This window comes from Streptomyces sp. NPDC021093 (genome assembly GCF_044333135.1).
In the GTDB taxonomy this organism is placed as follows: domain Bacteria; phylum Actinomycetota; class Actinomycetes; order Streptomycetales; family Streptomycetaceae; genus Streptomyces.
Map to the genome: position 1 here is coordinate 289,765 of NZ_JBIRQJ010000001.1, position 12,277 is coordinate 302,041.

Genomic DNA, 12,277 nt, shown 5'->3' on the forward strand with positions numbered 1-12,277 from the left:
CCGACAGTCCCGGCAGTCCCCACGGCCCCGACGGCCCTGGCGGTCCCGGTAGCCCTGGCCGTCCCCATGGCCTCCGTGCTCCCGGCCGTCCTGGCGATCCCGGTAGCCCCGGCCGTTCCGGTGGCCCCAGTAGCCCCGGCCGTCCCGACGCGCTCCGTGCTCCCGGCGGTCTCTGCCGTACCCGTGTCGGGAGGTTCCTCGGCGCCTGCCGGGGAGGGGCCGTCCAGAGCGGGGGTGGAGGTGGGGGTGGTGTGCATGGTGATCTGCTCCTTTGCTTCAAGTGCACCCAGAATCAGCGCGATTCCGGCGTCCCTCCGCGCCCCTAGCGCTCTCTTGGCGACCTGACCCGGCGTTTTCACGCATCCTTGATGCCGCACGCCCGTCCGACCAGGTCCGTTCCGGCACGAGCCTCGTTAGGCTGCCTTCATGTCTGTCGACCAGCGGTTTTCCCGGCCCGGCCAGCACGCCCCGCGGATACCCGGCCAGCACGTCCTGCGGGCAGCCGGACGGCCCGCGCGGCAGGGGGCGTCCGCGCGATGAGCGCGTTCCGGCATCCGGCGCGCGATCTGAAGCGCATCATCGCCGCCCTGCTCGTCCTCGCGGCGGCGTTGATCACCGCGGGCTCTCTCACCGGCTGGTTCTGGCTCCTGGGTGTCGGCGTCTGGGCCCTGATGGCGGCCTTCCTGCTCGAATTCACCTTCTCGCCGTGAAGCTCTCCGTGAACCTCTCCGTGAGACGGACCGGGTTTCCCCCAGCCGTGGTCACGGGCTGCTGAACTCCCGCAGCCGCGGCCGCAGGCCCAGCACCGTGAGGCCCGCCGTCGCGACGAGTGCTCCGCCCGAGAGCGGAAGAAGCCCGGTGAGGACGCTGCGGCCTTCGGCGGTGGCCTGGGCGTAGTGGGCGCGGTTGATCTCGGTGGTCCGGGCGAGGGCGGCCATCCAGGCGCCGAAGTGGGCGTTGGACTGGCCCTGTTGCCAGCCGATGCCGAAGGCGACGGCTTCGCGCTCCTCGCCCCGGGCCACCAGGCGGCGCAGGGTGCGGTCGTCGCGCTGGTAGACGGCGTACGCCTGCACCGTACGCTCGGCGGCCTCGCGTTCGCCTGGGAAGGTGATGTTGTCGAGCTCGCGCCGGAACTCGCCGCCGAAGCGCAGGTCGGTGTGGTCGGCGCGGTAGGCGGACCAGGTCCTGTCGAGGTCGTTGGGGTACGTGTCGAAGGTGGTGTCCTTGATGGCGTACAGGTCCTGCGACTTCTCGAAGTAGGACACCTCGTACTCGTCCCTGCGGTCGGCGAAGAGGAGGTAGCGGCTCTCGTCGGCGTTCAGGTCGTACGCGGTCGCGCGGGCCCGGGAGAGGGCGACGACCGAGTCGAAGGCGTCGTGGCGGGCGATCCGCAGCTGCTCGGACGACGAGAGCAGGAACTGTCCGCCGACGACCAGCGCGAGCAGCGTCCCGAGAGTAGCGGCGAGCAGCGGCGGGTTGAGGATGCGCCGGAAGTTCCGGGTGACGTACCGCTGGAGGCCCACGAGGAGGACCAGGAGCGCGAGGCCCAGGAGGAGCGCGACGGCGAACTCCACGGTGATCCGGTCGCGGGCGGCGGTGACATCGGCCGCGTAGGCCTCGTTGTTCGCCGCGGTCAACTCCCCTGACTCCGGAAGGAGTTTCTCTCGCAGGAGGGTGGTGGCGGTGCGGTAGTCGTCGCGGGCCGCCTGTTTGCCGCCCTTGTGGCCGTCGTTCTCCAGGGCGCGACCGATCAGCTCCTGGTAACGGGCGAAGTTCTCGGTGAGGGCTTCGACGGTCCGTTCGGCGCGCGGGTCGCCGTCGGCGGCGACGGCGAGCGTACGGAGTTCGCGGCTGAGGGTGCGGCGCGCGGCGACGTACAGCTCGATGGCCTTCCGGTACGGGACCGCCAGCCGGCCGGCGCCCGCGTCGCCGTTGGCGAGCAGGGTGTTGGCGGCCTGCGCGTCCATGTCGTTGAGGGCGAGGTTCAGCCCTGCGGCACTGGTCGTACGGGGGACGTGCCGGGTCTCGACCGCGTCCAGCGAGGCCGAGAGCGCGAGTCCGCCGGTCCCGAGGAGGACCAGCAGCGCGGCTGCCAGGACCAGGATCGCGGTACGGAGGAGGCGCAGGCGGGCCGGGAGCGTCGCCCCTCTCCGGCGGAGCCGGGCAGCCAGGCCTTCTGAGGGGTGCGGGCCGCCCGGCCTTGGCCTTCCTGGTGGCTTCGGGCCGGGCAGGCCCACGGTGCGTATGGCCGTCTCGCCGCGTGTGTCCGCTTCGGTGCGGGCCCTCGCTCCCGCACTCTGCGATTCATCGGCGGTGACGAGCACGCGCCCTCCCCCCCACCTCTCGCGGCGGGCGGCCGTCCGCTCCCCCTAGTGATCGATTCTCCACCGGTCCCGGGGCCGGAGCACGGGTCGTTGACGGCGCTCTGACGGCGTCCCGGCGGTCTCTGACGCGTACTTGACGGGGTGCGCTGTCGGGCCCGTCAGGCAGCCGTAAATTCCGTGCGGAGAGCGGCAGTTGGAGGTGGGGGCGGGGCTAGATTCGGTGGTGGCCGCTCAGGTCGCGGACATCGGAGGAACGGTTGCGGTGCCACAGCCAGTGGACCGGAACCGTTCGGCGGGTGGTGCGTGGCGGCACCTCCCCGCGAGCAGAGTCCGCCCGCCGGGCCGGCCGGTGCCGGGAGCTCACGGCACCGGCCGGTCACCGGCGATGCGGCGTGCGCGTCCCACCCGGCAACCTCACGACGTCGCAGCCGCCGGGAGGTCCGGGCAGACCGGTGAGCGGCCGGATTCGACGCGGAGGGTGAGGACCATGGTGAGGCCGCCGCCCGGGGTGTCCTCGGCGGTGAGGGTGCCGTCCATCGCCTCGACGAAGCCCTTGGCGACCGCGAGACCGAGGCCGACTCCGGCGCCGCGCGGGGCGTCTCCGTACCGTTGGAAGGGTTCGAAGATGCGTTCCTTGGCCTCGTCGGGGACGCCCGGGCCGCGGTCGATGACGCGCAGTTCGACGCGGTCGGCGAGGGCGCTGGCGGACACGAGTACGGGGGTGTCGTCGGGGCTGTACTTGACCGCGTTCTCCACCACGTTGGCGACGGCGCGCTCCAGCAGGCCCTTGTCGATCTCGACCATGGGCAGGGTCTCCGGCACGTCGGAGCGGACCCTTCCGTCCGCTATGCCGACGAGCGCCAGCGGCACGACCTCGTCCAGGTCCACGGGGCGTACGAGCGGTGTGACGGTGCCGGTCTGGAGGCGGGACATGTCGAGGAGGTTGTCGATGAGGTGGTCGAGGCGGTCGGCGCCCGCTTCGATGCCGGCGAGGAGTTCCGCCTCGTCCGCCTCGGACCAGGCGACGTCGTCGGAGCGCAGGGAGGTGACGGCGGCCTTGATGGCGGCGAGCGGGGTGCGCAGGTCGTGGCTGACCGCGGCGAGCAGGGAGGTGCGGATCTTGTTGTCCTGGGCGAGGCGCCTGGCCTGCTCGGCCTGGCCCACCAGGCGTTGGCGGTCCAGTACGACCACGGCCTGGGTGGCGAACGCGGCGAGCACCCGGCGGTCCTCGGCCGGCAGTACCCGCCCCGACAGGGCGAGGGCGAGGTGGTCACCGACGGGCATCTCCACGTCGGCGTCCTCGGGGCAGCCGGCCGGGGCGGGGCCGACGCTGCCGACGCAGGTCCACGGTTCGACGTCGCTCTGCCGTTCCAGGAGGGCCACGGACTCCATGGCGAAGGTCTCGCGGACCCGTTCCAGGAGGGCGTCGAGGGTGGTCTCGCCGCGCAGGATGCTGCCCGCGAGGAAGGAGAGGATCTCCGACTCGGCGCGCAGCCTGGCCGCCTGGTGGGTGCGGCGGGCGGCGAGGTCGACGACGGACGCGACCGCGACGGCGATCGTGACGAAGACCGCGAGGGCGACGATGTTCTTGGGGTCGCTGATGGTCAGCTCCCCGAGGGGCGGCGCGAAGAACCAGTTCAGCAGGACCGAGCCGACGACCGCGGAGGCGAGGGCGGGCAGCAGTCCGCCGAGCAGGGCGGCGGCGATCGTCAGGGTCAGGTACAGCAGCATGTCGTTGGCGAGCCCGACCTCGGGCGCGAAGCCGCTGAGGAGGACGGTGAGGAGGGCGGGTCCCGCCAGGCCGGTGAGCCAGCCCCAGAGGGTGCGGTGCTTGCCGAGGCGGGCGCCGCGGGCGGCGGGCAGGCTGCGTCGGCGGCCCGTGCCGGCCTCGTCGTGGGTGACGATGTGCACGTCCAGGTCGGGTCCTGACTCCCGGGCGACCGTGGAGCTGACGCCGGGGCCCAGGACGTACTGCCAGGATCTGCGACGGCTGACGCCGAGGATGATCTGGGTCGCGTTGACGCCGCGCGAGAACTCCAGCAGGGCGGCCGGTATGTCGTCGCCGATGACGTGGTGGAAGGTGCCGCCGAGCTCCTCCACCAGGGTGCGCTGGACGGCGAGTTCCTTCGGGGATGCGGCGGTGAGGCCGTCGCTGCGGCTGATGTAGACGGCGAGGACCTCGCCGCCCGCTCCCTTCTCGGCGAGCCGGACGGCGCGGCGCACCAGGGTGCGGCCCTCGGGGCCGCCGGTGAGGCCGACGACGATGCGTTCGCGGGAGCCCCAGATCGTGGAGACCTTGTGGTCGGTCCGGTACTCCTGGAGGTACTCGTCGACCCGGTCGGCGGTCCACAGCAGCGCCAACTCCCGCAGGGCGGTGAGGTTTCCGGGCCGGAAGTAGTTCGAGAGCGCCGCGTCGATCTTGTCGGGCTTGTAGATGTTGCCGTGCGCCATGCGGCGACGCAGGGCCTGTGGGGACATGTCGACGAGTTCGATCTGGTCGGCGCGCCGGACGATCTCGTCGGGGACGGTCTCGCGCTGGCGCACCCCCGTGATCGACTCGACGACGTCCCCGAGGGACTCCAGGTGCTGGATGTTGACGGCGGAGACGACGTCGATTCCGGCGGCGAGGAGTTCCTCGACGTCCTGCCAGCGCTTGGCGTTGCGCGAGCCGGGGACGTTGGTGTGGGCGAGCTCGTCGACGAGGGCGACGGCCGGTCGGCGCAGCAGCACCTCGTCGACGTCCATCTCTGAGAACACCGCACCGCGGTAGGTGAGTTCGCGCCTCTCCACCTGCTCCAGACCGTGCAGCATCGTCTCCGTACGAGCCCTGTTGTGGTGCTCGACGAAGGCGACGACGCAGTCGGTGCCGCGCTCCACCCGCCGGTGGGCCTCGGAGAGCATCGCGTACGTCTTGCCGACGCCCGGTGCCGCACCGAGGTAGATCCTCAGTTTTCCGCGTGTGCCGCGTGCCATCAGTGCTTTCTCATGCCTCGAAGCGGTAGCCCATACCGGGTTCGGTGATGAGGTACCGGGGATGTGCGGGGTCGGGTTCCAGCTTGCGCCGGAGCTGGGCCATGTAGACCCGGAGGTAGTTGGACTTCTTGCTGTGGGCGGGGCCCCAGACGTCCTGGAGGAGGCGGCGCTGGGTGATGAGCCGGCCGGGGTTGCAGATCAGTATCTCCAGGAGCTGCCACTCCGTGGGGGTGAGGCGCACGTCGTGACCCGCCCGACTGACCTTCTTGGCGAAGAGGTTGACCGTGAACTCCCCGGTGTCGACGACCGCCGCCGCATCCGGGGTCTCGGCGGCCGGGGCCGTCCTGCGCAGCGCGGCCCTGAGCCGGGCCAGCAGTTCGTCCATGCTGAACGGTTTGGTGAGGTAGTCGTCCGCGCCCGCCTCGAACGCCGCTATCTTCTCCGGCGAACCGGAGCGTGCGGAGAGCACCAGGATCGGTACCCGGGTCCAGCTGCGCAGCGCCTTGATCACGTCGATGCCGTCCATGTCGGGCAGCCCGAGATCGAGGAGTATGGCGTCCGGCTGGCGTGCGGCGGCTATCCGGAGCGCGCTGGCGCCGTCCGGTGCCGCGTCGACCCCGAACTCACGGGCCTGCAGGTTGATCACGAGGGCGCGGACGAGCTGCGGGTCGTCCTCCACCACCAGCACCCGACTCATCGGTGTGCGGCCTTCCTGTCGGTGCGCCGGAGCCGACGGGCCTCGGCCGTCCAGTGGACGATCGGTGGCCCGCCGGCTGCCGCGCGGTGCGGTTAAGCCCATCAGCCCTTGCTCACCAGGGACTTGAGGGCGATGTTGAGCTGGAGGACGTTCACCCTGGGCTCCCCCATGAAGCCGAGGGTGCGGCCGTCCGTGTGCTCGGCGACGAGCTTGTCGACCGCGGCGACGTCGAGGTGGTTCTTCTCGGCGACCCGGTGCGTCTGGAGCTTCGCGTACTCGGGCGAGATGTGCGGGTCGAGCCCCGAGCCGGAGGAGGTGACGGCCTCGGCCGGCACGTCGGACGGCTTGACCTTGTAGTCGGCGGTGGAGTTGTCCTTGATGACGGCCTGCTGGGCGGAGAGCACCTTGTAGCAGAGGGTGGCCTGCTCGTCCTCCGTCTTGTAGTCGGACAGCTTCGCCGGGCACTTGCCGTCGACCGCGCCGCTGTCGCCCGACAGGTTGGTCGCGCCGGAGATGATCAGCGAGTACTGGGTGTTGATGCTGTTGGAGCCCAGGCCGTTGGAGGGACGCGGCTGGAACCACTTGAGGTCGGCGACGGCCGCCTCGTCCGCGTCGTCGGGGTTCTTCTTCGGCAGGTTGTAGCTCTGGCCGATCAACTCGGAGCCGACGACCTTGCCGGTCGTGGGGTCCTTGACCTCGGAGCCGTTGGCCTGGTCGGAGAAGGCGACCTGGGCGATGCCGGTGATGGCGAGCGGGTAGATCACGCCGCACACGACCGTCAGGACGATCAGCGCGCGCAGTCCCGCCCACAGCAACCGGCCGGTGTTTCCTACGGAGTTGTTCATGACGTGATCAGCCGATTCCGGGAATGAGGGAGAGGAGCAGGTCGATGATCTTGATGCCGATGAACGGGGCGACCAGGCCGCCGATTCCGTAGATCCCGATGTTCCTGCGGAGCATCCTGTCGGCGCTCATCGGCCGGTACTGGACGCCCTTCAGGGCGAGCGGCACGAGCGCGATGATGATCAGCGCGTTGAAGATGACCGCGGAGAGGATCGCGGACTCCGGCGAGGACAGGCCCATGATGTTGAGCTTGTCGAGGCCCGGGTAGACCACCGCGAACATCGCGGGGATGATCGCGAAGTACTTCGCGACGTCGTTGGCGATCGAGAAGGTGGTCAGCGCGCCCCGGGTGATGAGGAGTTGCTTGCCGATCTCGACGATCTCGATGAGCTTGGTGGGGTTGGAGTCCAGGTCCACCATGTTCCCGGCCTCCTTGGCGGCCGAGGTGCCGGTGTTCATGGCCACGCCGACGTCGGCCTGGGCGAGGGCGGGCGCGTCGTTCGTACCGTCGCCGGTCATCGCGACGAGCTTGCCGCCCGCCTGCTCGCGCTTGATGAGGGCCATCTTGTCCTCGGGCGTCGCCTCGGCCAGGAAGTCGTCGACCCCGGCCTCCTCGGCGATCGCCTTGGCGGTCAGCGGGTTGTCACCCGTGATCATGACCGTCTTGATGCCCATCCGACGGAGCTCGTCGAACCGCTCGCGCATGCCTTCCTTGACGACGTCCTTGAGGTGGATGACCCCGAGGACCCGTGCACCGTCAGCGTCTTCCACAGCCACAAGCAGCGGCGTACCACCAGCCTGGGAAATCCGCTCGGTGAGTTCCTGGGCGTCTTCCGCGACACTGCCGCCCTGCTCCTTGACCCAGTTCACGACCGATCCGGTCGCGCCCTTGCGCACCTTGCGTCCGTCCACGTCCACACCCGACATCCGGGTCTGGGCGGTGAAGGCCACCCACTCGGCTCCGACCAGCTCTCCCTGGTGACGCTCGCGCAGCCCGTACTTCTCCTTCGCCAGTACGACGATGGAGCGGCCTTCGGGAGTCTCGTCGGAGAGCGAGGAGAGCTGGGCGGCGTCCGCCACCTGCGCCTCGGTCACGCCTCGTACCGGAAGGAACTCGGCGGCCTGCCGGTTGCCCAGCGTGATCGTGCCGGTCTTGTCGAGGAGGAGGGTGGACACGTCGCCCGCCGCCTCGACTGCCCTGCCCGACATGGCCAGTACGTTGCGCTGGACGAGGCGGTCCATGCCCGCGATGCCGATCGCGGAGAGCAGCGCGCCGATCGTCGTCGGGATCAGGCAGACGAGGAGCGCGACGAGCACGATCATCGACTGCTCGGCGCCGGCGTACGTGGCGAACGGCTGGAGGGTGACGACGGCCAGCAGGAACACGATGGTGAGGGACGCCAGCAGGATGTTGAGGGCGATCTCGTTGGGCGTCTTCTGCCGGGCCGCACCCTCGACCAGGTTGATCATCCGGTCGATGAACGTCTCGCCGGGCTTCGTCGTGATCTTGATGACGACGCGGTCGGAGAGGACCTTCGTACCGCCGGTGACCGCACACCGGTCACCGCCCGACTCCCGGATGACCGGGGCGGACTCGCCGGTGATGGCCGACTCGTCGACCGAGGCGACACCCTCGACCACGTCACCGTCGCCGGGGATGATGTCCCCCGCCTCGCAGACGACCAGGTCGCCGATGCGGAGGTCGGTGCCGGGCACCCGCTCCTCGTTGCTGCCGATGATGCGGCGCGCGACGGTGTCCGTCTTGGCCTTGCGCAGGGTGTCGGCCTGCGCCTTGCCGCGGCCCTCCGCGACCGCCTCCGCCAGGTTGGCGAAGATCGTGGTCAGCCACAGCCAGGCGGTGATCGCCCAGCCGAACCAGTCGCCGGGATTCAGAATCGCGAAGACCGTCGTCAGCACGGAGCCGATCTCGACCACGAACATCACGGGCGACTTGATCATCACCCGGGGGTCCAGCTTGCGCATCGCGTCGGGGAAGGACTTGAGGAGCTGCTTGGGGTCGAAGAGACCCCCGCCGACCCGTCCTTGACCGCCGCTCTCGGGCTTGTGCCCGGTGGGCACGTCCGGGTGCGGTGCGCGGGACCCGGAATTCCCGGTGGTCACGGTAGGTGTGCTCATGATGCGAGCCCTTCGGCAAGCGGTCCCAGCGCGAGCGCGGGGAAGTAGGTGAGACCGGTGATGATCATGATCGTGCCGACCAGCAGGCCGGTGAACAGCGGCTTCTGCGTACGCAGCGTGCCCGCCGTCTCCGGTACGGGGGTCTGCTCGGCGAGCGACCCCGCCAGGGCGAGCACGAACACCATCGGCAGGAAGCGGCCCAGCAGCATCGCGATGCCGATGGTGCTGTTGAACCACTCGGTGTCCGCGCTCAGTCCGCCGAAGGCGGAGCCGTTGTTGTTGGCACCCGAGGTGTAGGCGTACAGGATCTCGGAGAAGCCGTGCGCCCCGGAGTTCAGCATCGAGTCGCCGGGTGTCGGCAGGGCCAGCGCGGCGGCGGTGAAGCAGAGCACGAGCGCCGGGGTGACGAGGATGTAGCAGGCGGCGAACTTGATCTGCCGCGTACCGATCTTCTTGCCCAGGTACTCCGGTGTACGGCCGACCATCAGACCGGCGATGAACACCGCGATGATCGCCATGATGAGCATTCCGTACAGCCCGGAACCGACACCGCCGGGGGCGATCTCACCGAGCTGCATGCCCAGGAGGTTGATGCCGCCGCCGAGTCCGGTGTTGGAGGAGTGGAAGGAGTTGACCGCACCGGTCGAGGTCAGCGTCGTGGCGACCGAGAAGATCGCGGAGCCGCCGATGCCGAAGCGGTTCTCCTTGCCCTCCATGGCGCCGCCGGCGAGGTCGAACGCCGGGCCGTGGTGGGCGGATTCGGTCCACATCATCAGCGCGGTGAAGCCGAGCCAGATGGTCGCCATGGTGGCGAGGATCGCGTAACCCTGCTTGACCGAGCCGACCATCTTGCCGAAGGTGCGGGTCAGTGCGAACGGGATGACCAGGATGAGGAAGACCTCGAAGAGGTTCGAGAGCGCGTTGGGGTTCTCGAAGGGGTGGGCGGAGTTGGCGTTGAAGTAGCCGCCGCCGTTGGTGCCCAGCTCCTTGATGACTTCCTGCGAGGCGACCGCGCCGCCGTTCCACGCTTGCGTACCACCGCTGAACTGGCCGACCTCGTGGATGCCGGAGAAGTTCTGGATGGCACCGCAGGCGACGAGCACGAGCGCGCCGACGACGGAGATCGGGAGCAGGATGCGGACGGTGCCGCGCACCAGGTCGGCCCAGAAGTTGCCGAGTTCACCGGTGCGGGAGCGTGCGAAGCCCCGTACCAGCGCGGCGGCGACGGCCATGCCCACGGCCGCCGACACGAAGTTCTGCACCGCGAGGCCGCCGGTCTGGACGACGTGGCCCATGGCCTGTTCGCCCGAGTACGACTGCCAGTTGGTGTTCGCGACGAAGGACGCGGCGGTGTTGAACGCCTGGTCCGGGTCGATCGAGGAGAAGCCGAGCGAGCCGGGCAGACTGCCCTGCACCCGCTGCATCAGGTAGAGGAAGAGGACGCTCACCAGGGAGAAGCCGAGGACGCCGCGCAGATACGCGGGCCACCGCATCTCGGTACTGGGATTGGCGCCTATCGCCTTGTAGATCCACTTCTCCACCCGCAAGTGCTTGGGCGAGGAGTAGACACCGGCCATGTAGTCGCCGAGGGGGCGGTACGCCAGCGCGAGCGCGGCGACGAGTGCGAGGAGCTGCAGCACTCCGGCGAGGACGGGAGACATAATCTGGCTCAGAACCTCTCCGGGTACACAAGGGCGAGGATCAGATATCCCAGCAGGGAGACGGCCACGATCAGGCCGACGATGTTCTCGGCAGTCACAGCTTCGTCACCCCCTTGGCGACGAGTGCCACCAGCGCGAAAACCGCGAGTGTGGTGACGACGAAGGCCAGATCGGCCATCGCGAGCTCCTGGATGCAGTGGGTGGGTGGATGCGGGTCTCACGACCCGGGTCGTACGGCCCGAGCCGTGCGTCCCGTTGAAGAGACAAGCAGCTTCCAGCCACCCCTTGACCTGCGTTAACGCTCTCCTGACGCGCGCAAGCCCGCTCTTGACGCGGCCCGTACGGGCCTTGACGCGCTCCATACGGGGACGTACGTCCGTACGGGCGAGAAAGCCGTCTCACCTGCGGATCCGGACCGCGCCGGACGGGCATCGACCGCGCGGCGGACCGGGCGACGGCTACGCGGCGGGCCGGGCGACAGCGACGGCTACGTGGCGGGCCGGGCGACAGCGACGGCTACGTGGCGGGCCGGGCGACAGCGACGGCTACGTGGCGGGCCGGGCGACGGCCAGGACGGCCAGGTCGTCCGTGATCCGTCCGAGGGACCAGCGCTCGACGTCCCGCACCAGCAGGTCGATCACGGCCTGCGGCGACGGGAAAGAGGCGTGCCCGCCGAGGCCCACGGCGGGGTCGTAGAACTCTCCCCGGGCGTCCCGGGCCTCGGTCACCCCGTCCGTGACCAGCAGCAGCGTGCTGTCGGCCGGGAACGCGTGGGTGTCGAGCGCCGAGCGGTGGCCGCTGAGGGCCCCCATGCCCAACGGGAGGTCCGCCTCCGTGGCCTCCAGGGTGCGCACCGCACCGCCGTGCAGCAGGTACGGAGCGGGGTGGCCCCGGTTCAGCAGCCGCACGGTGGTGCCGTCCGGGGAGAACTCGGCGAGCAGCGCCGTGGCGAACCCCTCCCACCGCACTTCGCCCACCCGCCGGGCGATGTGGTGGGTCAGATGGTGTTCCAGGCGCTCGGCCAGCGTGTGCAGGTCGGGCGACTGGTCCGCGGCTTCCCGGAAGACTCCGGTCAGCATCGCGACCACGGAAACGGCCTCCAGCCCCTTGCCCCGGACGTCACCGATCAGCACCCGCGTGCCGTGCGGGGTCTCCTGGACGGCGTAGAGATCACCGCCGATCTCCGTCTCCCGCAGGGCCGCCTGGTAGCGGGCGGCGATCCGCAGCGGTCCGACGGTCTCCGGCGGGGTGGGTAGCACCGCCCGCTGGGCGGTCTCCGCCACGGTGCGCACCGCGTCGAGACGGCGTCCGTAGCGGGCGATCACCCGGTTCACGACGACGCTGATGAGGGCCACCATCAGGACGTTTCCCGCTTCGAGGCCGCCCGCGACATGGCCGAGCGAGCCGCGCAGCAGGCTGAGGAGGACGGCGGTGGCCACCGCCAGGGCCCCGACCCCCAGGGTCGCCCGCAGCGAGAGCGTCGCGCCTGCCAGCACGCAGGCCGCCGCGAGCAGTGGGCCGCCCTGGAAGTCGACCGGCGTCAGTACGTCGAAACCGACCGCGACCAGGATCAGACCGAGGGGGGCGTACCGGACGGAGCGCGGCCTGCGGCCGGGGGGACGGTTCATTCGATCCCTTACATC

Annotated in this window: 9 protein-coding genes; 1 reads left to right on the plus strand and 8 read right to left on the minus strand. The window is 70.2% G+C overall.

Translation table 11 applies throughout. The features are described 5' to 3' along the window. The first annotated feature begins 536 nt into the window (after positions 1–536). A complete protein-coding gene (locus tag ACH4SP_RS01325) occupies positions 537–710 on the plus strand; it encodes a hypothetical protein (protein ID WP_398408114.1) in 174 nt (57 codons plus the stop codon). A 51-nt stretch (positions 711–761) separates the two neighbouring features. Here the strand turns inward: ACH4SP_RS01325 and ACH4SP_RS01330 are convergent, their stop codons facing one another. From ACH4SP_RS01330 to ACH4SP_RS01365, 8 genes are all read right to left on the minus strand, one after another. Then, positions 762–2,324, minus strand: a complete 1,563-nt coding sequence (locus tag ACH4SP_RS01330; protein WP_398408115.1) for a hypothetical protein — start codon at positions 2,322–2,324, stop codon at positions 762–764. Between the two features lie 414 nt (positions 2,325–2,738). Continuing rightward, a complete protein-coding gene (locus ACH4SP_RS01335) occupies positions 2,739–5,297 on the minus strand; it encodes an ATP-binding protein (RefSeq protein ID WP_398408116.1) in 2,559 nt (852 codons plus the stop codon). A gap of 10 nt (positions 5,298–5,307) precedes the next feature. Beyond that, a complete protein-coding gene (locus ACH4SP_RS01340; RefSeq protein ID WP_398408117.1) occupies positions 5,308–5,994 on the minus strand; it encodes a response regulator in 687 nt (228 codons plus the stop codon). A gap of 101 nt (positions 5,995–6,095) precedes the next feature. Next, the gene (locus tag ACH4SP_RS01345; protein WP_398408118.1) at positions 6,096–6,839 is read right to left on the minus strand and encodes a potassium-transporting ATPase subunit C; all 744 of its coding nucleotides are present in this window, start codon (positions 6,837–6,839) and stop codon (positions 6,096–6,098) included. A gap of 7 nt (positions 6,840–6,846) precedes the next feature. Beyond that, on the minus strand, positions 6,847–8,973 hold the full coding sequence (kdpB, locus tag ACH4SP_RS01350) for a potassium-transporting ATPase subunit KdpB (protein ID WP_398408119.1): 2,127 nt from the start codon (positions 8,971–8,973) through the stop codon (positions 6,847–6,849). After that, positions 8,970–10,634 carry a potassium-transporting ATPase subunit KdpA gene (gene kdpA / locus ACH4SP_RS01355; protein ID WP_398408120.1) on the minus strand — a complete coding sequence of 555 codons (1,665 nt, stop codon included), beginning with the start codon at positions 10,632–10,634 and terminating at the stop codon, positions 8,970–8,972. Before kdpA ends, kdpB begins: the two co-directional genes overlap by 4 nt. 8 nt (positions 10,635–10,642) lie before the next feature. After that, positions 10,643–10,732 carry a K(+)-transporting ATPase subunit F gene (kdpF, locus tag ACH4SP_RS01360; protein WP_037647273.1) on the minus strand — a complete coding sequence of 30 codons (90 nt, stop codon included), beginning with the start codon at positions 10,730–10,732 and terminating at the stop codon, positions 10,643–10,645. 447 nt (positions 10,733–11,179) lie between these two features. Continuing rightward, complete coding sequence (locus ACH4SP_RS01365) at positions 11,180–12,262, minus strand: PP2C family protein-serine/threonine phosphatase (RefSeq protein ID WP_398408121.1); 1,083 nt, start codon at positions 12,260–12,262, stop codon at positions 11,180–11,182. Between the last annotated feature and the right edge of the window lie 15 nt (positions 12,263–12,277).